Origin of the sequence: Mesobacillus sp. S13, assembly GCF_020422885.1 — a bacterium.
Taxonomy (GTDB): domain Bacteria; phylum Bacillota; class Bacilli; order Bacillales; family Cytobacillaceae; genus Mesobacillus; species Mesobacillus selenatarsenatis_A.
Window position 1 is genome coordinate 2,027,747 of sequence record NZ_CP084622.1, and the last position, 19,117, is coordinate 2,046,863.

31 protein-coding genes are annotated in these 19,117 nt (G+C 40.9%); 26 read left to right on the top strand and 5 right to left on the bottom strand.

What is annotated here, in order from left to right:
• Positions 1–56 precede the first annotated feature (56 nt).
• The 9 genes from LGO15_RS10270 (at position 57) to LGO15_RS10310 (ending at position 5,785) form a co-directional block, all read left to right on the top strand.
• A complete protein-coding gene (locus LGO15_RS10270; RefSeq protein WP_226087516.1) occupies positions 57–539 on the top strand; it encodes a CcdC family protein in 483 nt (160 codons plus the stop codon).
• Between the two features lie 161 nt (positions 540–700).
• A complete protein-coding gene (locus tag LGO15_RS10275) occupies positions 701–1,243 on the top strand; it encodes an HAD-IIIA family hydrolase (RefSeq protein WP_167832998.1) in 543 nt (180 codons plus the stop codon).
• Positions 1,244–1,247: 4 nt separating this feature from the next.
• A complete protein-coding gene (locus LGO15_RS10280; RefSeq protein WP_167832999.1) occupies positions 1,248–1,388 on the top strand; it encodes a hypothetical protein in 141 nt (46 codons plus the stop codon).
• Between the two features lie 59 nt (positions 1,389–1,447).
• Positions 1,448–2,287, top strand: coding sequence for a collagenase (locus tag LGO15_RS10285; protein ID WP_226087517.1), 840 nt, complete (start codon positions 1,448–1,450; stop codon positions 2,285–2,287).
• A 133-nt stretch (positions 2,288–2,420) separates the two neighbouring features.
• On the top strand, positions 2,421–3,050 hold the full coding sequence (locus LGO15_RS10290) for a class I SAM-dependent methyltransferase (protein ID WP_226087518.1): 630 nt from the start codon (positions 2,421–2,423) through the stop codon (positions 3,048–3,050).
• A 359-nt stretch (positions 3,051–3,409) separates the two neighbouring features.
• Entirely contained in the window at positions 3,410–3,649 is a 240-nt protein-coding gene (locus tag LGO15_RS10295; RefSeq protein WP_226087519.1) for a hypothetical protein, read from the top strand.
• A gap of 53 nt (positions 3,650–3,702) precedes the next feature.
• Entirely contained in the window at positions 3,703–4,713 is a 1,011-nt protein-coding gene (locus tag LGO15_RS10300) for a phosphotransferase enzyme family protein (protein ID WP_318999833.1), read from the top strand.
• Between the two features lie 94 nt (positions 4,714–4,807).
• Positions 4,808–5,257 carry an NUDIX hydrolase gene (locus LGO15_RS10305; protein WP_226087520.1) on the top strand — a complete coding sequence of 150 codons (450 nt, stop codon included), beginning with the start codon at positions 4,808–4,810 and terminating at the stop codon, positions 5,255–5,257.
• Between the two features lie 51 nt (positions 5,258–5,308).
• Positions 5,309–5,785, top strand: coding sequence for an NUDIX hydrolase (locus LGO15_RS10310; RefSeq protein ID WP_167833004.1), 477 nt, complete (start codon positions 5,309–5,311; stop codon positions 5,783–5,785).
• A 162-nt stretch (positions 5,786–5,947) separates the two neighbouring features.
• Here the strand turns inward: LGO15_RS10310 and LGO15_RS10315 are convergent, their stop codons facing one another.
• A complete protein-coding gene (locus tag LGO15_RS10315) occupies positions 5,948–6,337 on the bottom strand; it encodes an NUDIX domain-containing protein (RefSeq protein ID WP_167833005.1) in 390 nt (129 codons plus the stop codon).
• Between the two features lie 436 nt (positions 6,338–6,773).
• Here LGO15_RS10315 and LGO15_RS10320 point away from each other — a divergent pair, with 436 nt between their 5' ends.
• The 4 genes from LGO15_RS10320 to LGO15_RS10335 all read left to right on the top strand — a co-directional run bounded on the left by LGO15_RS10320 (position 6,774) and on the right by LGO15_RS10335 (position 9,321).
• Positions 6,774–7,946 carry an FAD-dependent monooxygenase gene (locus LGO15_RS10320; RefSeq protein ID WP_226087521.1) on the top strand — a complete coding sequence of 391 codons (1,173 nt, stop codon included), beginning with the start codon at positions 6,774–6,776 and terminating at the stop codon, positions 7,944–7,946.
• Positions 7,947–8,060: 114 nt separating this feature from the next.
• Complete coding sequence (locus LGO15_RS10325) at positions 8,061–8,636, top strand: NUDIX hydrolase (RefSeq protein WP_167833006.1); 576 nt, start codon at positions 8,061–8,063, stop codon at positions 8,634–8,636.
• Positions 8,637–8,668: 32 nt separating this feature from the next.
• On the top strand, positions 8,669–9,064 hold the full coding sequence (locus LGO15_RS10330; protein WP_167833007.1) for a VOC family protein: 396 nt from the start codon (positions 8,669–8,671) through the stop codon (positions 9,062–9,064).
• Between the two features lie 17 nt (positions 9,065–9,081).
• Positions 9,082–9,321, top strand: coding sequence for a DUF3977 family protein (locus LGO15_RS10335; protein ID WP_167833008.1), 240 nt, complete (start codon positions 9,082–9,084; stop codon positions 9,319–9,321).
• 64 nt (positions 9,322–9,385) lie between these two features.
• On the opposite strand, the gene LGO15_RS10340 is transcribed toward LGO15_RS10335, so the two are convergent.
• Positions 9,386–9,847, bottom strand: coding sequence for a hypothetical protein (locus LGO15_RS10340; protein ID WP_167833009.1), 462 nt, complete (start codon positions 9,845–9,847; stop codon positions 9,386–9,388).
• A gap of 146 nt (positions 9,848–9,993) precedes the next feature.
• Between LGO15_RS10340 and LGO15_RS10345 the strand changes: the two genes are divergently transcribed.
• From LGO15_RS10345 to LGO15_RS10355, 3 genes are all read left to right on the top strand, one after another.
• The gene (locus LGO15_RS10345) at positions 9,994–10,497 is read left to right on the top strand and encodes a GNAT family N-acetyltransferase (RefSeq protein ID WP_226087522.1); all 504 of its coding nucleotides are present in this window, start codon (positions 9,994–9,996) and stop codon (positions 10,495–10,497) included.
• Between the two features lie 21 nt (positions 10,498–10,518).
• Complete coding sequence (locus LGO15_RS10350; RefSeq protein WP_226087523.1) at positions 10,519–10,974, top strand: GyrI-like domain-containing protein; 456 nt, start codon at positions 10,519–10,521, stop codon at positions 10,972–10,974.
• A 79-nt stretch (positions 10,975–11,053) separates the two neighbouring features.
• On the top strand, positions 11,054–11,413 hold the full coding sequence (locus tag LGO15_RS10355; RefSeq protein WP_167833012.1) for a DUF2500 domain-containing protein: 360 nt from the start codon (positions 11,054–11,056) through the stop codon (positions 11,411–11,413).
• 45 nt (positions 11,414–11,458) lie between these two features.
• Here LGO15_RS10355 and LGO15_RS10360 read toward each other — a convergent pair whose 3' ends face one another.
• Positions 11,459–11,959: a CBO0543 family protein gene (locus LGO15_RS10360; protein ID WP_167833013.1), complete on the bottom strand. Its 501-nt coding sequence runs from the start codon at positions 11,957–11,959 to the stop codon at positions 11,459–11,461.
• A 46-nt stretch (positions 11,960–12,005) separates the two neighbouring features.
• Here LGO15_RS10360 and LGO15_RS10365 point away from each other — a divergent pair, with 46 nt between their 5' ends.
• The 7 genes from LGO15_RS10365 (at position 12,006) to LGO15_RS10395 (ending at position 15,820) form a co-directional block, all read left to right on the top strand.
• Positions 12,006–12,398: a hypothetical protein gene (locus LGO15_RS10365; protein ID WP_226087524.1), complete on the top strand. Its 393-nt coding sequence runs from the start codon at positions 12,006–12,008 to the stop codon at positions 12,396–12,398.
• 12 nt (positions 12,399–12,410) lie between these two features.
• Complete coding sequence (locus LGO15_RS10370) at positions 12,411–12,893, top strand: hypothetical protein (RefSeq protein ID WP_167833014.1); 483 nt, start codon at positions 12,411–12,413, stop codon at positions 12,891–12,893.
• Positions 12,894–12,982: 89 nt separating this feature from the next.
• Complete coding sequence (locus tag LGO15_RS10375) at positions 12,983–13,396, top strand: VOC family protein (RefSeq protein WP_167833015.1); 414 nt, start codon at positions 12,983–12,985, stop codon at positions 13,394–13,396.
• A 2-nt stretch (positions 13,397–13,398) separates the two neighbouring features.
• Positions 13,399–13,959 (top strand): AAA family ATPase, encoded by a 561-nt coding sequence (locus LGO15_RS10380; protein WP_167833016.1) that lies wholly within the window; start codon positions 13,399–13,401, stop codon positions 13,957–13,959.
• A 160-nt stretch (positions 13,960–14,119) separates the two neighbouring features.
• Positions 14,120–14,557 carry a GyrI-like domain-containing protein gene (locus LGO15_RS10385; RefSeq protein WP_226087525.1) on the top strand — a complete coding sequence of 146 codons (438 nt, stop codon included), beginning with the start codon at positions 14,120–14,122 and terminating at the stop codon, positions 14,555–14,557.
• A 55-nt stretch (positions 14,558–14,612) separates the two neighbouring features.
• Positions 14,613–15,350 (top strand): class I SAM-dependent methyltransferase, encoded by a 738-nt coding sequence (locus LGO15_RS10390; RefSeq protein WP_226087526.1) that lies wholly within the window; start codon positions 14,613–14,615, stop codon positions 15,348–15,350.
• A 5-nt stretch (positions 15,351–15,355) separates the two neighbouring features.
• Positions 15,356–15,820 carry a GNAT family N-acetyltransferase gene (locus LGO15_RS10395; RefSeq protein WP_226087527.1) on the top strand — a complete coding sequence of 155 codons (465 nt, stop codon included), beginning with the start codon at positions 15,356–15,358 and terminating at the stop codon, positions 15,818–15,820.
• 901 nt (positions 15,821–16,721) lie between these two features.
• Here LGO15_RS10395 and LGO15_RS10400 read toward each other — a convergent pair.
• A complete protein-coding gene (locus tag LGO15_RS10400; RefSeq protein WP_226087528.1) occupies positions 16,722–17,630 on the bottom strand; it encodes a nuclease-related domain-containing protein in 909 nt (302 codons plus the stop codon).
• A gap of 136 nt (positions 17,631–17,766) precedes the next feature.
• Between LGO15_RS10400 and LGO15_RS10405 the strand changes: the two genes are divergently transcribed.
• Positions 17,767–17,988: a hypothetical protein gene (locus LGO15_RS10405; protein WP_167833021.1), complete on the top strand. Its 222-nt coding sequence runs from the start codon at positions 17,767–17,769 to the stop codon at positions 17,986–17,988.
• 27 nt (positions 17,989–18,015) lie between these two features.
• Here LGO15_RS10405 and LGO15_RS10410 read toward each other — a convergent pair whose 3' ends face one another.
• Positions 18,016–18,306, bottom strand: a complete 291-nt coding sequence (locus LGO15_RS10410) for a hypothetical protein (RefSeq protein WP_226087529.1) — start codon at positions 18,304–18,306, stop codon at positions 18,016–18,018.
• 85 nt (positions 18,307–18,391) lie between these two features.
• Between LGO15_RS10410 and LGO15_RS10415 the strand changes: the two genes are divergently transcribed.
• Positions 18,392–18,568 (top strand): hypothetical protein, encoded by a 177-nt coding sequence (locus LGO15_RS10415; protein ID WP_167833023.1) that lies wholly within the window; start codon positions 18,392–18,394, stop codon positions 18,566–18,568.
• An 18-nt stretch (positions 18,569–18,586) separates the two neighbouring features.
• On the top strand, positions 18,587–19,108 hold the full coding sequence (locus tag LGO15_RS10420; RefSeq protein WP_226087530.1) for a P-loop NTPase family protein: 522 nt from the start codon (positions 18,587–18,589) through the stop codon (positions 19,106–19,108).
• Positions 19,109–19,117 lie beyond the last annotated feature (9 nt).

The window sequence follows — 19,117 nt, forward strand, 5'->3', positions numbered from 1 at the left end:
ATGGCTTTTTTTCATTATAATAATGTGGAAAACTATAATAAGGGATGAAGTAAAAAATGAATTATGTTCTGGCGTCAACCGTAGGAGCAGTTGGCATGGCCATCTTTGTGACATTCATGAGAATGAAGGCTGCCAAAAAGCCTGCCTCAGCCAAGAAAATTATCTTACCGCCAATCTTCATGAGCACTGGTGCGCTTATGTTCATTTTTCCAATGTTCCGGGTACATTCCTTACAGATCATAGAGGCACTAACAGTTGGGATGCTATTTTCGATTCTGCTTATCAAGACCTCTAAATTTGAAGTGCGAGGCAGGGAAATCTTTTTAAAGAGATCCAAGGCATTTGCCTTCATCTTAATCGGTCTGTTAATCGTACGTGTAATCGCTAAACTAGTGCTAAGCAGCTCATTCGATGTCGGTGAACTGGGCGGCATGTTCTGGATTCTCGCATTTGGAATGATCGTTCCTTGGCGAGTCGCGATGTATGTTCAATTTAAAAAGCTTCAAAATGAATTGCATAGTGGAACAAATATGAATTAATCAGAACCCTTGCCAGGCGGCAATGGTTTTTTGCTTTTTCGTTCAGTAATGGAAATTTTGGATATAAATGTATTTTCCTTAATGGTATGATGGAATTAATTGAATTTTTAAAAATGTTGTTGCTTGATAATCGGGTGTTTGTGTTTGAAAGGAGATATATTGTGTTAGATATTCAGGCTGTTTTTATAGATCGTGACGGGACACTAGGCGGGAGTGACAAAGTGATTTATCCTGGGGATTTTGAGTTATTTCCCGGTGTCCAGGTTTCAATCAATCTTTTAAAAGACAACCATATACTAGTCTTTTCTTTTACGAACCAGCCAGGTATTGCGATGGGGGAAGCTACTGTTGATCAGTTTGAATATGAGTTGAATTCTTTTGGGTTCCATAAGTTGTACCTTTGTCCTCACCGCCATGATGAAGGATGTGTATGCAGGAAGCCTTCTGCTGGCATGTTGAAAAAAGCTGCTGATGAACATGCCCTAGATTTGGGGCGATGTGTGGTGATTGGGGACCGGTGGACGGACTTGCTGGCTGCTGATGAAGCAGGCTGTTTAAAGATTTTAGTCAAAACGGGCAGCGGCCAGGAAGCCTACGATAAATACATAAACCAACAGTATTTTGGTCGATGGGGTCAAGTTCACCCAGATTTTATTGCCGCGGATTTAAATGAAGCTATAAGCTGGATCATGAGGGAGGGGTAAAGAAGTGACCGTCATTATAGCCATTCTTTTATTTGGACTTATGGTCGATTTTACTAAGCTCAGGAAGCAAAATGAGAAAATGATTGAGCAAAACGAAAAAATGATTTCATTGCTTGAGGAACAGGCGAATAGAGGGAAAGAATGAGCCGGAGGAATATAAGATTTTGGGTGATAATTTTTTCTATCATACTAACCATATTTTTGGTGAGTATTTTTGGAATCCTTAAGCTGTTCCAAAAGGAGCTGAATGCAAGTACAGGAGGAAATGAAACTTTTTATACAACAGCTAAAGCTTTTTTTACTTTAAATTATGACAGTGAGTTAGAGAAGAAACTGAAAGCTGAAAGCATGAAGCGTAAGTACGAACATGTTTCGATATTTTATCAGGAAGAGAATGAGAAGTTGATTCCAATGACAGTTGAAACACTGCAGTGGGCAGAAGAGATGTCTAGTGGATTACTTGGAAGGTACGAAAAAAATCCTATCGATCTGATTTTTATGGATAGGGAGCACTTACAAAAACTTTCGAATTTGGATGGTGTATCCGGATATTATTCCAATTTTGATAAAGTAATGGGGATCCATGTTCATCCTGAAAATGTGGAGAGCATTTTAGAAACTCCGCTAAGTTATTTTCAAAGACCGATTCTTCATGAATACGCGCATTACGCTACCTTCAGAAAAATAGAGGAAGCCGGCGCGTTTGCTGATTTGTTTCCGCTATGGTTCATTGAGGGAATTGCAGAATATGTTGCGAGCGATCAGACTGAGGTACATTATGATGTAAACCAATACGAAATCCTCCCTCTAGAAAGCATCACCTGGGGAGATGGCTGGAAGGAAGCTCGCCAAATCGAAACAACAGACCCCTACATGCAAAGTTATCTATCAGTAAATTATTTGATACAGGTATTTGGCGAGGATATTTTAGTGGAATTAATCCAGAAGACGAACGATACCGAGGGTTTTTATACAGTTCTGGAAAAAATCACTGGAAAGCCGGTTGCAGAATTTGAACAAGAAGTACTTGATTACTATCGTTAAATGAACTCTCTGAAAGGTGGCGATTGAGATGGAACAGGCGAGAAGAATCAGGAATATCAAAAAAACAATGGAGAACATCTCAGCGTGAATGATAGGGAGTGCTTGATGTTCTCAAAAACTTGGAGGAGCATTCATGTTAAATAAACAAGGTTTTGATTTGTGGGCAGACGGCTATGACCAAACAGTCCAGGTTAGTGAAGAAAATGGAGTATACCCATTTGCGGGGTATCATGCCATCTTGAATACAATTTTTAATGATGTGATGGAAAAGGAAAATGCGAGAGTACTGGATATCGGCTTTGGAACAGGAGTTTTAACATCAAAGCTGTATGAAAATGGCCATCATATCGATGGAATCGATTTTTCAGAGAGAATGATTGCCCTGGCACAGGCAAAAATGCCGAAAGCAAGTCTAATAGAATGGGATATTGCTAACGGCTTGCCAGCGGAAATTAAAGGTTTGCAGTATGACTTTATTCTAAGTACATATGCACTGCACCATTTAACTGACGAAGAGAAGGTTTCTTTTATTAAGGAATTATTGCCATTGCTAACGGATGGAGGCAAAATCCTGATCGGGGACATTGCCTTTGAAACGAGGAAGCATCTCGAAATCTGTAAAAATGACAGCAAAGACTTCTGGGATGATGATGAATTTTACTTTGTATTCAATGAGATCTGTTCTGATTTAGCGGATAGCTGCAAACTGGAATTCCTGCCGATGTCCCATTGTGGCGGAGTGATAGAGGTTAGGAAGAAATGATTGGGTTAGCACTGCTTTTGTAAGGCAGTGCTTGTTCTATTTTGAAAAAATGGAGGCAGATCCAGTGTGAAAATAAGGCTAATAACTTTTTCTTTGGCAGTCATTCTTATGGGAGCCGGGTTGACTACATTCCCAACAGCCAGCCATGCTTGCAAATGTGTGGAAGAGAAAAGTGTTGAAAAAGAATTGGAAAGCTCCAATGCAGTTTTCAGCGGCAAGGTCATTGAAATTAAAACCTCAAATAATAAAAAATATTATTTGAGGTTGAAGAAACGTGGAAAGGCGTATCACAAACAGAAATCATACTGGAAGATGAAAGGTCCAGCTGTTCTACCGATTTTTTTGAGGGCGAATCTTACTTGGTGTATGCCCATGAATTCCAGGGTGAATTAACAACGGATATATGTGACCGAACTAGGGAGTTAAGCAGCGTAGGGGATGACTTAGTGACACTGGGAACAGGGTCGAAGCCAACCGAAGAAGTGGATTTAAAAAGTAAGTTGCAAAATCCGATCATTCATACCATGTATATTTGGGTTCCGCTGATCATCTTGTTTATGCTGTCAGCTTTCTTCATAAGAAAAAGGACTAAATCATAATCTTTTCATAAAAAAACATTAGAACGTGCCCTAAGCATAAAGGAGAATTTGGAGTGATTAAGGAAGTCATAAAAAGAGTTTTGGAGGATTACCAGATCGGACAGACGTATTTAATTGAACAAGAAATCCCGAGTTGGAGTCAGGATTTACATTATAAAATTATGGCAGAGGGTAAAAGATATTCCGCAAGATTCTTGAAAGAGAACAGGTCACCGAACGATGTGTTTGGGACAATTACTGATGAAATTTTAACTGAACAAGTAAAGTTTTGCCTTTTCCTGGTTGAGCATGGTATCCCGTTCATGAGGCTGGTAACTGCTTTGGGTGACGAGCCCTATGTAATAGTCTGGTGGAAAGGGGAAAAATATCGCTTTATCATGTTCGAGTGGATAGAAGGCAGGCACCTGACTAACTGTGAAGAAGATATGGCCTGGAAGTTCGGAAAAATGGTCAGGAGGATTCATGACATTTCAAGTGCTTTTAAGAGCTCTGTCTTCCCTAAAAGATCACATCTAATTGGATATCAACAATTTACGAACCAGCTTTGGGCTACGGTCGGTTCTAGTAGTATGTTAGATAATACTGAACTGCAGGATTATCTAGAACTGGCAAACAAGCATATTGCAGCGGCAAAGTCTTTGGAAATGGACTATATTGTTCAGACCGATTTGAATCCTCTGAATGTATTATGGGATGAAAACAAGAACATCATTGGGATTGTGGACTTTGAATCAATCGGATATGGAGATCGGATCGAGGGATTGGCCTGGCTGATTAAATGGTATTCCCGGACGAATGGAATTAAATCTATGGAAATGTCGCCAGAAGTGGCAGAAAAACTTTTACAAGGATACGGTGCGTTTGATTTTCTTGGTTTTGACGACTATGACCGCCTTTCCTCGCTGCTTTGGCTATCTGGGTGCATGAATTGGAACTTTGTTAAAGAAACGATTTCCATATTCGAGTCAAGTAATGATGAAAAGCTAAAAGTTCATTTGCATTCTTATAAAAAACGTGGAAAAAAATTAACGTCCCTGATTTCTAAATCGTTTCTTTCTCAATGAAAGAACGATTTTCTTTTTTTGAAAAGGAAAAAGAAGGAAATATAAAGATGCTGTCGAATTGTGTTTATCTAGCAAAATATCTGGGAGGATGAACATGGGTTATATAGAAGATTTACGGAGGGTTATCGGTCATCAGCCGCTTATCCTGGTTGGGGTCGCAGTCGCAGTTATAAACGAGACAGGAGAATTCTTGTTGCAGAAACGCCAGGATGGAAAATGGGGAGTGCCAGGCGGATTTATTGAGTTAGGAGAATCTACGGAAGATGCAGGCAGAAGGGAAGTCCTTGAAGAAACTGGGCTTGAAATCGGGAAGTTGAATCTGGTTGGTGTTTTTTCGGGTAAGGAACACCATGTTATACTGCCAAATGGGGATGAATTCTTTCCAGTTACTGTTGCCTATGTAACAAGGGATATTATTGGGGGAGTGCTCCAGGCGGATGGCGATGAAACCACCGAAGCCCGATTTTTTAGTGTGAATGAATTACCTGAAAATCTTAATCCGTTAATAAAGAACCTAATGAAGCAGTTTACAGTCACGTTGTGAGGATGATAAAAAAAGTTCAGAAACAAATATAGTTTTTAAGGGGGATGAACAATGGATGCAACTTTTTACATGGAAAAGGCTGTTTTTAATTATCGGGTAGCGGCAGTTATGATCGTTGACAACCATGTACTGATTCATAAACAAGCGAAGGACGAACACTGGGCATTGCCAGGAGGCAGGGTCGAACTTCAGGAAGATTCACAAACAAGTGTGGTTAGAGAAGTAAAAGAAGAATTAGGAATCGATGTAAAGGTGGATCGTCTGCTCTGGTTTACAGAGAACTTTTTCGACTACAACAATAAATACTATCATGACATCGGTTTGTATTATAAGGTTTCCCCTCTAAATGGGAGCTTCAATTTCCACAAAGAGGAGTTTTTTGGTGAAGAGGGAGAGCGGTTGATCTATCAGTGGGTGCCAATCAGCAGCCTTGAGAAAATTAAACTTTACCCTGAGTTTATCAGGACGTCATTGGAAGATTTGCCAGATGTGCCACAGCATCTTGTTGTTCGTAAATATAGCATATAAAATCGGTGGAATACATAATCCTAACATAATTCGGTACTCATGTGGCTAGAAAAATTATGAGGTAAAATCGTAAAAATGAATAATCCTTTTGAAAAGGTGTATGAGCAGCCACCTGCCACTGGATGCAAGGTGGCTGTCGATTACAAACTTACTTTCCCCCTTTTATACTAACAATTTCAAAGCTTCTAAAACTTTAGAAACGTGAAGGTCATCCTTCATTGATTCAAGTGAATGCCATTTTACTTCTTTTAGGGTTTGTTTGTCGCCTAGTTCAGGATCGTAACCGACCGAGGCTTCTTTGTCGTTTAATGTGCGGACTAAAAAACATTGTTCCTCCCCACGGCTGTATCGACCAGTAAATAGATAGTCAACTACCTCCACATCCAAATTTACTTCTTCTTTTACTTCCCGAACGACTGCTTCTTCGAATGTTTCGCCTGCTTCAAGACCTCCGCCTGGGAGTGTCCAAAAAGAACCGTCCGGATAGACATGTTTCGTCATAAGTATATAATTGTTTTTGATGATCGCAGCAAATGCTCTCGGTCTAGTCAAAAAATTAAGCACCTCACAAGTAATAATATAGAAATTTTACTATATTTTAACATATCAAAAGAGTCTATCGGACAAATAGATGGTGATATCGTATAAAGGTGTCCGATAGTTGGTCTCTATCGGCCAAACGGAAGGTGGGTACCCGGAAAAATGTCCGATAGAAGGGCTCTATCGGCCAGACGGAAGGTGTAAACTGGGAAAAGTGTCCGATAGAAGGGGTCTATCGGACAAACGGAAGGTGGCAACCAGGAAAAATGTCCGATAGATGGGGTCTATCGGACAAACGGAGGGTGGCAACCAGGAAAAATGTCCGATAGAAGGGGTCTATCGGACAAACGGAAGCTGGAAACCGAGAAAAGTGTCCGATAAAAGGAATCTATCGAACAAACAAAAGGTGTAAACCGCAAAAAATATCCGATAGAAAGGGGCTGGACAGGTGATCAACACAAAAGACAATACTGATACAGCCATTATCGGGGCTGGCATCGGTGGACTTTCTGCGGCGATTGCCTTGCAGCAGATTGGCCAAAGAGTGAAAGTTTATGAGAGAGCCTCGGAGCTTAAGGAAATGGGCGCGGGGATTATATTGTCCGCCAACGCAATTAAGGCATTGGAAAAGCTGGGGGTTGCGGATCAGGTGCGAGAGGCTGGTTCGCCAGTAAAGAAGGCGGAAATCAGGACTCCGGATGGACAACTTCTTGTTAATATGCCGGTGCTTAAGCAAGCCGAACGATATGGCACGTACAGTTATTTGATATACCGGCCAGACTTACAGAGAATTTTATACGAAAAATTAGCACTTGATACTGTAATACTTGGTAAGAAGTTTTCTCGACTGGAACAGCATCAGGAGAATATAACTAGCATGTTTGAAGATGGAGAAATAGTATATTCAAAGTTTCTCATCGGAGCGGACGGCGTTCATTCTCGAGTAAGACAAAATATTCTTGGGGACTCTCCGATGCGTTATTCGGGCTTCACTGCTTTAAGAGGGATCTCCCGCTTTGAAGATGATCGTTTTCCAGTGGAGCTGGGTGGAGGATTTGAAGCGTGGGGCAATGGAAAGAGATTTGGTTTTTCGCATTTAGGAAAAGGCCGCGTGTTTTGGTTTGCAGCGATCAACACGCCACAAGGGAAACTCCTAGCTGCCCAAAATAAGAAACAAGTGGCTTTGGAGCATTTCAAAAGTTGGTGGGGCCCCATCACTAATGTCATTGATTCTACCGATGAGGAAGATATCCTTGTGCATGAAATATATGACCGTAAGCCAATCAAGAAATGGCATAAAGGAAGAGTGACACTGTTGGGAGATGCAGCTCATCCGATGCTGCCTAACCTCGGACAGGGTGGAGCCCAGGCGATGGAGGATGCTTTAATGCTCACACGATATCTTAAGAGATTTCCTCAAGATGTTGAGCAGGCATTGAACAAATATGAGCAAAAGAGAATTCCGCGTGTTACTAAAATTGTACATGGTTCCAGAATGATGGCAAGAATGATGCAACTGGAGAACCCAATGGCAGTCAAAGCTAGAAATCAATTATTGCGGAAATTGCCAGATGAATTGAAAATCAAGAGGCTGGACTGGATTCTTGGATACGAAGTGTAAAAATCAGACGATAGATTTAATCGTACTTCATGAGTGAGGTGGGATTCTTTTGAAAAAAAGAAGGAATATCAATTGTTTGTACAGAATCTTTCTATAAAAAATTGGAGGACTTTTATGGATACGAAACATGTCCGGACATCCGGGGCTTACATTCTGTATAACGGATTTTTTCCTTTTCAGGTTGGGCCAACCCGAATAGGGGATAAACTGGGCGTGGTTAGGCTTGGGGGGCATCGGGAAGGTAATGAAACGGCATCTGATACCGTATTCCGTGAAGTCTATGAAGAATCCAGAATGAAAATAAATATCTTCCACTCTCCCATCACTTTTTTCAAAAAGGATTGGGATGGCGTGGCAAGAAGAGTAACAACAAAAGAAGCCGTTGCACCAATCCTGATAAAAGGGACAGACCCTGAAGGTTCTACAGCAATGTATCTGGCTTATTCAGAAAGTGAACCAGTTCCTTCTGAAGAGACAAAGGGATTGCTTCTGTTAACTCCCAATGACATTAAACGAATCTGCGAGCAGCAGATCACCTTGAAAGAGTTTATAAAGCATGGCGGTTCCGTTTTATTAAAGAAAGAAATGAACCTGGAATTGACACTAAAGCCGTTTCCTCAGTTGTTATTTTTACATGAACTCCTAGAAAAAGAAAAAACTTTCATGGATAGGTTCATGCTTGGAAAATGAATAGTTACCTGGAGCAGAAGGAGGAAGTAAAAATGGTTTTCGAAATGACCTATCAGGTGCGTGTTCCACACTTTAAAGAAGGATTAGACTGGTATAGAACCTTCCTGAACAGAGAGCCGGATTTTACTCCGCATGAAGGGTTTGCTGAATGGGAACTGATTCCTGGGGCGTGGCTGCAGTTGGCTGAGGGAACAACAGCGTCTGGGAGCGGTCCCTTGCGTTTCGGGGTCAGATCGATTGAAGATGAACGCATCAGATTAGACAGAGAGCTGGATGTTCAATCCTTCGAGATTTTTGCAAGAGTGGAAGTCCCTGTAAAGTGGGCGACATTTTCCGACCCATGGGGAAATCAAATTGGTTTGTTTGAATACATTGATAAGACAGAAATGCAAGAGAGAATCACTTCCATCTTGGGGAGCAAGAGATAAAGGGGTTGCAATAGCTGTTGAAATTCATTGAGGCAGGAATCGGAAACACATGGACGGTAAGGACGGAAATTGAAATGGAGAACGGAAGTGAATATGAGGTCCGAGGAATCCATGGCCCGATACATTTTCATTCAGCCTATATACGATTGTGGATCCGTAAAACAGTGATCATACTCGATTCCAGGGAAGGTTTTAAAAAAGTACATAAGAACCATAAGGATTTCAAACTGCTGCTAGGAATTGTCAGCAAGCAATAAGGCTTGTCTTAAGCGTAGAAGGGGGAATCTTCAGATAGGGAATCTGAAGATTGGAACGTGGTTATCAATATCGTCTACTTCTACCGACGTTATAGAGTATATCTGAAGTTAGAAAAACTCCTACAGGTGGTAAGGCCCCTGTATTTATTGGTGCATCGGTCAGGGCTGTATCCGTCGTGGCAATCCAATTGCCGAATTCGCCGGCTTGCAAGGATGGTGGCTTCATCAGGAATTGTCCGTTTAGCATGTGGTGGCGGACGCGTATTCCTGGGTCATCAAAAATAGTCAATTGACCTGTAAACGAAGCATAAGGTGAATCGAAGCGAAGTCGATTTGCACTTTCGTCCCATGTCCCCTGAATCGGTATGGGGTTCCCACGGAAGTTAGCTGTTCCCGTAAAGCTATTACCTGACAAAGCATTAATGGTAAAGGTCCCTCGGACAATCGGTTTTCCAGCAATTTGCGCATCAATCCCCCAGCGCGAAGGAACGGGTAGACTCGTTGTTCCATTCTTTCTAATCTGCAACCTGATCTCTCCTTTAATTTATAGGTTCATAGCCTAATAAAAAGTATATGCACCATGTGATGAAGTGGGGAATGTAACCTGTGCCTAAGAAGGCAGGGTTTCCAATAAGAAAACATAACCTTTCTGAAACGAATGAGGAGTATTTTATGTCAAAAGAAACAGTATCCCTGGAGTTTTATATACCACAATTCAAAAATGCTTTATTGAAATATGACTTGCTTGAAGAACAGAGGAGATTCACCGCTTTTCCTGAAGATGCATTAGAAATGTGTAAAGAAGATCCGGAGAGACACCCTGTAGTCATTCTCTATGACAATGAGCCAGCTGGTTTTTTTGTGCTTCATGGCAGGTCAGGAGTGATAGATTACAGTGACAACCAAAATGCAATGCTGTTAAGAGCGTATTCCATAAATCTTTCATTTCAGGGAAAGGGAATTGCTTCTAAGTCCGTCATGTTATTGAAGCGCTTTGTAAAAGAACATTTCACTCAAGTGGACGAAATTATCTTGGCTGTGAACCACTCTAATATCATGGCTCAAAATGTATATAAAAAAGGCGGTTTCATAGATCAGGGCAAACGCGCCATGGGAAGAGAAGGAGAAATGTATATATATCATCTGTTCCTAAATGAAGTTTCCGGAAGAAAATAGAATTTTAAAAGGAGAATGACAATGCCTGAAGTAAAGCAATGTTCAGAAATAAAATTGGTAGGTATCCGGGTTTTATGCCCTGGAGATGAGTATCTTAAGGAAATCCCGAAAGCCTCCAGGCAGTTGAGCGAGCGGAGTGACGAAATAAAAAATGTGGTGGACCGATCTTTGCAGCATGGGGCATTTGTGGTGGATAATAGCTCAGATAAAGAAGATGGGTATTGGGTTTGCGTGGAAGTATCCGACTATGAGAATATCCCTGCAGACATGGGGACCCTGACGATTCCACCACAAAGATATGCTGTATTGCGGCATAAAGGCTCTAATGAAAAAATCAGGGAAGCATATAGCGAGCTTCATCAATGGATACAGCAAAGTGGATACAAGAGGCTAACGGATAAATGGCATTTGGAAGTGTTTCATACTTGGACAGATTCACAGGATATAGATGTTGAACTTATGGATTCGATTGGATAATTTGGATTGACTTGAATCTTTTTCCACTCCAATACGTAGAGATATACAGACATTAAGCTTTATGGGGAGTGGATGAATCATGGTAGAAGCACCAGGCGATTTCATGTTTACGTTCGGACCGATTTTTATGGGTGCCATCTTTATTTTAGTTTTTGGAATCATTATTTTTACAATTATTAAAAGCATAGGGACTTGGAGTAAAAACAACCAGTCGCCGCGTGTGAATTCTTACGCTCAAGTAGTGACAAAAAGAACGAGCGTGCGTGGCGGGGGAGAAACGAATGCCCGCAGTCTGTATTATGCTACGTTTGAATTTGATAGTGGAGACCGGCTTGAGCTGCAGGTTGACGGTCAGGAGTATGGCCAGTTGGTTGAGGGAGATTATGGAGAACTGACTTTCCAGGGAACACGTTACTTAGGATTTACAAGACATCGTTAATGTTCAAAAGACCAAATCATTATGAGATTTGGTCTTTTTTCGGTCCTAATCCACGGATAAATCATCCTTGTTAATCATACGGATTGCGGAGATGATTCCTCTACAGACTAGCAATTTAATCGCTAAACTGATAAATGAGTGCTGCCAGCTCCAGCCTTTTTTCCAGGTGATTAAATTTGTCTTTTTAGCAGCAAAGGTCTCAACTAATACCTGAGGGATAATGAACGGAAAAAGTTTCAAGATGATCCCGCTAGGTTTGCTATTGAGTGTCCATTGATTGTAATAAAGAAGTATTAAAGGGTAATGGACATAGTCAAAAGGCAAGTGGATTTTAAGATTTCTCCTGAATGGCCGGATATCGTATTTTAGATAGCCTTTGGAGACAAGGTACCGGTCCGCCCATGAGTTGCCAATGATACTGACAAGATAAACAATGATCCAATCCTTGAATGAGCGTTTTACGATTGCAAATGGTAAAAGGAAAATGCCTATGATAGTTAAAATATTAAGAAATCCTACTGATAATGTTCTTCGGTTTTTACGCAAGTGTACCACCTCATCTTTAAAGTGTAACTATGGAGATAATTTATGTATGCTAATCTCTTCAATAAAAAATGTGATTGAGGGAATAATTCACTTAACAGATCAAAAAGAAGGTGAGACCTTGCCGCGCAAAACTGCAGATCATTCAGAGGAAAAAGAACAGGTGGCTAATATGCCACAGAATGACCAATCAAAGGAAGAAATCGAAAAGTTAAATCATATGTTGGCAGCAGTACTTAACTATATATCCGATGATGAAGTCGAAGTCATAGATATTGAATATTTGCTCAACAACACGGAAGGCCTCAGGGACTGGTGGGATGAATATCGTGAAAGAAACAGAAAAGATATCGAAGAAGAAATATCAAAAGCACTTGGTGATCTTTCGATTGAGGAGTTAGAAGATCTTAGGGAGAAAATTAAGGGGAAAGACAAAGAGTGAAGGATTTTGCTTATGATCGGACTGCTTTTGGCTGTTGTTATTTTTAACATCATTGCTTTCAAAATAAATAAGAGGCTCACCCTTGCCCAAATTGTGCAAATTTGGACATTTACTATCGCCTTCCAGCTGCTTTTTGACTTGATCATTGAGTTCAAATTTCGAAGCTATTGGTATTTTGGCGAGGGAATTGACTGGAAAGGACTGATTCCGAGAACGGTGCTGATCCCGCCAGTCAATATCATTTTTCTGAATTTATACCCTTGGGGCAAAAATGTGATTCTGAAAGGTGTTTATGTGATAAGCTTCGTTGCCATGATCTTATTGTATGAACTTGCGGCACTGTTGCCGGAACCCTGGGGTTATTTCCACTATGGATGGTGGAAAATCTGGTATTCAGCACTCATTGACCCGATTATTTTATACATTTTGCTTGGCTTTTACAAATGGATTCTGTGGTTGGAAAAGAAGGACCGTCATAAAGCACTCCCGAATTAGGGGGTGCTTATTTATTTGGATAGGAAAACATAGATCATTAAGAAGGTGATTTCCAGAAAATAGAGAATTTTTATAGAGAGGTGAGTCGAATGAAAAACCAAATAATCAGGGTAGGGACCATTTATATACCGGTAGAGGATCCAAGGGAATCGTCGAATTGGTATAGAGAAATGCTAAAAGCTAAGGTGAATTATTTGGATGGAGACAAGGCAATTATGGATATGGCTGATATCAGCCTGTTTTTGGTGAAGTCTCAAGGGCAGACTTCAAATTTCACGGACATTAATGGGGAGGAAAGATTTCTCCTTACCTATGAAGTGGATGGTCTTGAGGTTCTTGAAGCATTACATAAAGAGTTTAAGGATCGCGGAATCAAAGTCGGCAGCATCGAAAACCGTGGGCACGCTGGCCGGAATTTTGTGTTTTATGATCTCGACGGAAATAAATTCGATGTATGGAGTGAGTTGAGTCCATTGTACAAAGCTAGACTCGAGGTGGAGTAAGAATGAAGTTTGTTTTGATATTTGGCCCTCAGGCTACAGGGAAGATGACAGTCGGACATGAACTGGAAAAAATAACTGATTTAAAGCTTTTTCATAACCATATGACAATAGAACTGGTTAATCCCTTTTTTGACTACGGTACAAAGGAGGGGAAAAGGCTAGTTCGCTTGTTTAGAGAAGAATTATTCAAAGCGATGGCCAAAAGTGACCAGGAAGGAATGATTTTCACCTATGTATGGGCATTTGATATGCAGGAAGACTGGGCGTACGCCGAAAAAGTTTGTGAAATCTTCGAGTCAGAAGGCGGAACAGTCTATTTTGTTGAGCTGGAAGCGGATTTGGAAGAAAGACTGGCTCGAAACAGAAGTGACCACCGGCTAGAGCATAAGCCTTCCAAGCGGAATCTAAAACGGTCAGAAAAAGATTTGCTGGAATCCATGAAGCAGTATCGTTTGAATTCGAATGAAGGTGAAATACAACGGGCTAATTATGTGCGAATCAATAATACAAAATTGACTGCAGTTGAGGTTGCCAGCCGTATTAGAAACCATTTTGATTTATGATGAGGGAGCTATGTGCTTGTGCCTATTAAACAGTGGGAAGTGAGATTAACGTTAGAGAAGGGCTGAATGTGGTTAACTCCTTGTTGATGTTATTTGGACATTTCTCTCTTTTTTTACCTGTTATATTGCATCATTTTAGAGAATTCAAGGAGGAACATAGATGTGCCAGGTTGTGAGCAGAGATTTTAAAGTGGTTGCGATTAAACATCAAGGGAGATTTGAAGATTATGCAGTATTGGTTCCTCAGGCAGCTCAGCAATTTTTAAAGAGAATGCCGGACTTTTCAGGTACCGAAGTGTCCGTATATGAGCCAAAGATGGGTGAAACCCATATTGAAGGAATATATTATGTCGGGATCCTTGTGGAAGAAAAGCCGGAGTCCTTACCGGAAGAAATGGAATTCCTAGAAATTCAGCAAACATACGGGATGATCACCGGTAAAGGTAACGAATTAGGGAGACTATATTCAACAATTGATGAGTGGATTGATAAACAAGGCCACAAAAGGGAATTGGCTGGCAGCTACATTATTGAAACTTATCATCCTGTTGAGAATGATTTGGAAATGGTTGAAATTTTCATTCCCATTCATGCCTGATTATATGATAAAATATTGAAGATTTGACTTTCTTTAGGGTATGGGAGGAGTTTTGATGGAATTTAGGGGTGCCTCGGTTTATGAGGATGAGGAGTTCTTCGATAATTATATGAAGCGAAGAACCCGGCCTGAAAGTCCGAACAATATCATCGAAAAGCCGATATTGCTGGAATTGATAGGAGATGTGAAGGGGAAGAGGGTACTCGATCTAGGCTGCGGTGATGCTGAAATTGGCGTAGAACTGTTACAGCAAGATGCTGTTGCATACCTGGGTTTGGAAGGTTCAAAAAATATGAGCCGGGTTGCAGAAAAAAATCTGGAGGGAACGGGTGGCCAGGTTTTGCAATCTTCAATGGAGGAATGGCAACCGCAGGCTGAACAATATGATATAGTGCTTTCTCGGTTTGCACTGCATTATTTAACCGATTTAGAGAGTGTTTTCAAAAATGTTCATCGATCATTAGCAGTTGGAGGGCAATTCGTGTTCAGCGTTCAGCATCCGGTGCTAACATCAACCACGAAAAGTGCAGAAGCAAGCGGCAGAAGAGCTGACTGGATTGTGGATGATTATTTTAACCAGGGAGAACGAGCCGAACCGTGGATCGGGAAAAAGGTCATTAAATACCACCGGACAGTTGAGGAATACTTCAGGCTTTTATTGGCAGCCGGATTCATAGTGGAGGATTTGAGAGAAGGAACCCCTAGAGCCGAAAACTTCTCTACCAGGGAAGAGTACGAACGGCGGTTGCGAATACCGCTTGTGCTGATGATGTCGTGCAGGAAGCTCGGGTAATCGACATGGAAATCCGTATGGCCAGGGAAGATGATATCAAGGATATAGTTTTCATATTGGATGCAGCTTCACTTGCTCTCCTTAATAAAGGAGTGAATCAATGGGATTATCCCTGGGACGAAAATCATCTTATGGAGCAGGTAGGCTGTTTGCATGTTGCCTCCGTTGACGAGAAAATTATTGGGACATTTGGCATCAAGGATTTGGAAGAGTGGCATGTCCCGGGCCCTGGGAAATATCTATTCCAAATAGCTTTACACCCTGATTTTCAGGGAATCGGATATGGTGCGACTTTTTTATCATGGGCATGTAAACAGGCACGGACTTTTCGGGAAGATCTGTATCTGGACTGCTGGGCAGGGAACGAGAAATTAAAGAACTTTTACAGCGGGAATGGGTTTGAATACCTCGGAGATTTCCCAGAAGAAGACTATTACATAAGCATTTTTAAAAGCAGCCGGGATGGATAGTATAAAATCGTCCATATTAGGCACCATGATTACGCAGGATGAAAAGATAAGCTAGGATGGGATTGGGCAGCTGGTAGTCACTAACTTAGCTACATAATAATAGAAAAAACGGTAAAAAGTTTACAAAATAGCCGAATTTGATTTATTTCATCTTTACAATACTGTGTTAAAGTATAGATGTAAGGGAACTTATGAATATAAGGAGTGTTGGCGATGGTTTACAAAGTCATCATAAATTTCTTATTGGTATGTGCCCACTTCTATCTGCTTTAACATATGTTAAAAAAGTCTTAACAAATCAAGGCAAAGAACTTTATATTTCTCTATTAATATAAATACTAGGCAGGATAGCAAGTGTGGCTATCGAGGCAATCAGCGAAGGTGGGGCTGATTGCTTTTTTTGTTGGTCGTTTATAAAGCTCTATCGGTCAAACGGAAGGGCGCGAAGCAAGAAAAGTGTCCGTTAGAAGAGCGCTATCGGCCAAACAGAAGGCGTGAAGCATGAAAAGTGACCGATAGAAGAGCTCTATCGGTCAAACGGAAGGCGCGAAGCATGAAAAGTGACCGATAGAAGAGCTCTATCGGCCAAACGGAAGGCGCGAAGAAAGAAAAGTGACCGATAGAAGGGCTCTATCGACCAAACGGAAGGCGCGAAGCAAGAAAAGTGTCCGATAGAAGAGCTCTATCGGCCAAATGGAAGGCATGAAGAAAGAAAAGTGTCCGATAGAAGAGCTCTATCGGCCAAACGAAAGGCGCGAAGAAGAAAAAATGTCCGATAGAAGAGCTCTATCGGACAAAAAGAAGCCGTATACCAAAAAAAGTATCTATAAGAAAAAATCAACTACAAACAGGATGGAAGATGAGATTTCAACATATTAAGTCTCATATAATACAGTGTGCTCTATCTATACTTTGTCCATTTCCTGGATCCATCAATTCGAAGATGTTTTGCGAGTATCCTTCTAATCCTTTTACCATCCTCGATCACTGCACAAAAGTCCTGGATTGCTGAAGTAGTAATTTCTGAATCTGGCGATATTAATCTAAACTCTTTTACTGTCCGCATCACAGCAGATTCAATCAGTTCTTTACTTCCACAAACATCACACTCAAGATACTTATGGGTGGCTTCCACCTCAAAAGACTCACATACCAAACAAGTAATACCTTTCTTCAGTTCGTCATAGTGAAAGGTTGGCAGTTTATTGTGGTAGGACTCAATCTGGTGGAGGGAGACTAGTTTGGTTGCGAGTTTGTAATGGTTGGTGGAGATGGTTCCGGGCTGGTTGTTGAGGTTTTCGTGGAGTCGTTTGATCTGAGTTGGGAATATAAACGGGAGATCTGGTTGTGCGTTATACAGGGTGAACTCGGGGTTAACGAAGACGACTGAGCCATGTATTTTAAAGTTGTGGCCCAGTTGGTTCAATAGTTTCTTGAAAAGCAGCTTGGTGCGGTTGAGTTGATCGAGGGGATTCTTGATTGTTACTCCGGTTGTTAGTGAAGTTAAACCATCTGGTTTATACAGGTAATCGCCCTGGTTAGTTTTTATTTCAAAAAGATATAATGCGCTGGAAAATATGATTAAAGTATCGATTTGAAAGGTTGTTCTTTCTACTTCGAGCAGCAGTTCGTTCAGGATCAAACAGCTGCTTGTCAGAGTTTCCGTCATGGCATCGAATTGTAATTCGCCTTTATACCCTTTATCTAGGTATGAAAGGTACCTTTTTTCCTCATCTGAGAGCTCGAATCTTTTATTCAAGATTCGCAGCTTTGATAAAATAATAGGTTCGGTTCGCTCCTTAAAAGCCATAAGCATCTTCCTTCCGATTGTAGTCTACTTAATCATACTATTTTACCGAAATGAAAATATTGAATTTTTTGTGAATTGCGACAAGCTGGCTTGAATACAATGATAAAACCACTTGATTCAGTCAGGAGGAATAGGGATGTCATTGAAGGTTTATGCGATTTTACTTAAAACCCTGGGCCTTGCCGTTTTCCTGGTGCCAATGTTCATGAAAGGGATGGGAGTTATTGCGACCATTTCTCCAGCGGTGATGTTCAGCTTAATCGCTATTGGAGTAGTTTTATTGATTGTCGGGAATGTATGTGAGGCGAAGGCTATGCGGAACGGCGCTTATGTCAGACGGAGAAGATTCAGGAGATGAGAAACGAGTTTCAGCAACTGAAACTCGTTATTTTTTTAAAGAAAGAATGAACCACACTAGCAAGTATAGATACCCTGCGATTGTGAAAATAGCCCAGAATGCTCCTTTTTGGAACTCCCTCGCTAAAAATTCGAATTCATTCATCTCTAATGGCCTGCCGATACTATTCATGAGACTGACCATAGGAACTGAAATAATAACGAGAATCGCAATCATGGCCAGAGGTATTTGCTTTTTCCTTATCACACTATAAATAGCCCTGACAAAAATCGTCATTAACAACAAATAATAGATGATCCAAAATAAAACTTCCTTCATAGAAATAACCTCCCTAAGGAATTCTATCATTTTTTTATCTCGGATGCCTGTTAGATTGTGGTAAAATTGCTGAGAGGTGAGTATTTTGATAGTAATCAATATTTGGGTAACAGTGATTCTAGTCATTGCCTTTCTCGCAGCAATCGGAGCCTGGCTCAATACAAGGATCATTTTAAAAGATTTGGCTGTGATAAAAGCGCATCTGGGAATCAAGGACGAGCGCATGCCTTCGGTATTTGATAATGACCTCGATAAAGATTGAATAACAGGGTGAAATACGATGACGAAAATACATATAATTGGCGGGCCAGGTAGTGGGAAGTCATACATAGCGGCGAAACTTTCGAAAATGCTGGGGCTGCCTACGCATGAATTGGACAACTTTTTTTGGGAACACGAGTCCGAGTATTTCGGTTCACAAACCCCTCCGGTAAAAAGGGCGGAAAAGCTGGCGAGAGTCGTGGCACAGGAAAAATGGATCATCGAGGGAGTCTATCATAGCTGGACAGAGAAAAGCTTCCAGCAGGCAGATTATATATTCGTGCTCAAGACGAATGTTTATGTGCGTGACTGGAGAATACTGAAAAGGTTTATTTTAAGGAAAGTGAAACTGGCTTCTTCTCCGCGAAAAGAGAACGTGAAGATGCTGATCGACTTGCTGAAATGGAATCATCAGTATGATGGGAACAATCTGGTACAGGCAATCAAGATGATGAAACCGTATAAAGACAAGGTCATCATTCTGACCAAGAATGATGATGTATTCAAGCTTTTTAAAAAGCGGAAGAAGAAGGCAAGCTAATATTGAAAA

Bases quoted from the DNA above. Each gene is read 5' to 3' on its own strand.
- LGO15_RS10375 (WP_167833015.1), top strand. From the start codon at position 12,983: ATGAAAAACCAAATAATCAGGGTAGGGACCATTTATATACCGGTAGAG.
- LGO15_RS10405 (WP_167833021.1), top strand. From the start codon at position 17,767: ATGTCATTGAAGGTTTATGCGATTTTACTTAAAACCCTGGGCCTTGCC.
- LGO15_RS10355 (WP_167833012.1), top strand. From the start codon at position 11,054: ATGGTAGAAGCACCAGGCGATTTCATGTTTACGTTCGGACCGATTTTT.
- LGO15_RS10410 (WP_226087529.1), bottom strand. From the start codon at position 18,306: ATGAAGGAAGTTTTATTTTGGATCATCTATTATTTGTTGTTAATGACG.
- LGO15_RS10270 (WP_226087516.1), top strand. From the start codon at position 57: ATGAATTATGTTCTGGCGTCAACCGTAGGAGCAGTTGGCATGGCCATC.
- LGO15_RS10305 (WP_226087520.1), top strand. From the start codon at position 4,808: ATGGGTTATATAGAAGATTTACGGAGGGTTATCGGTCATCAGCCGCTT.
- LGO15_RS10290 (WP_226087518.1), top strand. From the start codon at position 2,421: ATGTTAAATAAACAAGGTTTTGATTTGTGGGCAGACGGCTATGACCAA.
- LGO15_RS10390 (WP_226087526.1), top strand. From the start codon at position 14,613: ATGGAATTTAGGGGTGCCTCGGTTTATGAGGATGAGGAGTTCTTCGAT.
- LGO15_RS10395 (WP_226087527.1), top strand. From the start codon at position 15,356: ATGGAAATCCGTATGGCCAGGGAAGATGATATCAAGGATATAGTTTTC.
- LGO15_RS10325 (WP_167833006.1), top strand. From the start codon at position 8,061: ATGGATACGAAACATGTCCGGACATCCGGGGCTTACATTCTGTATAAC.
- LGO15_RS10385 (WP_226087525.1), top strand. From the start codon at position 14,120: ATGTGCCAGGTTGTGAGCAGAGATTTTAAAGTGGTTGCGATTAAACAT.
- LGO15_RS10370 (WP_167833014.1), top strand. From the start codon at position 12,411: ATGATCGGACTGCTTTTGGCTGTTGTTATTTTTAACATCATTGCTTTC.
- LGO15_RS10365 (WP_226087524.1), top strand. From the start codon at position 12,006: ATGCTAATCTCTTCAATAAAAAATGTGATTGAGGGAATAATTCACTTA.
- LGO15_RS10330 (WP_167833007.1), top strand. From the start codon at position 8,669: ATGGTTTTCGAAATGACCTATCAGGTGCGTGTTCCACACTTTAAAGAA.
- LGO15_RS10400 (WP_226087528.1), bottom strand. From the start codon at position 17,630: ATGGCTTTTAAGGAGCGAACCGAACCTATTATTTTATCAAAGCTGCGA.
- LGO15_RS10420 (WP_226087530.1), top strand. From the start codon at position 18,587: ATGACGAAAATACATATAATTGGCGGGCCAGGTAGTGGGAAGTCATAC.
- LGO15_RS10380 (WP_167833016.1), top strand. From the start codon at position 13,399: ATGAAGTTTGTTTTGATATTTGGCCCTCAGGCTACAGGGAAGATGACA.
- LGO15_RS10310 (WP_167833004.1), top strand. From the start codon at position 5,309: ATGGATGCAACTTTTTACATGGAAAAGGCTGTTTTTAATTATCGGGTA.
- LGO15_RS10345 (WP_226087522.1), top strand. From the start codon at position 9,994: ATGTCAAAAGAAACAGTATCCCTGGAGTTTTATATACCACAATTCAAA.
- LGO15_RS10350 (WP_226087523.1), top strand. From the start codon at position 10,519: ATGCCTGAAGTAAAGCAATGTTCAGAAATAAAATTGGTAGGTATCCGG.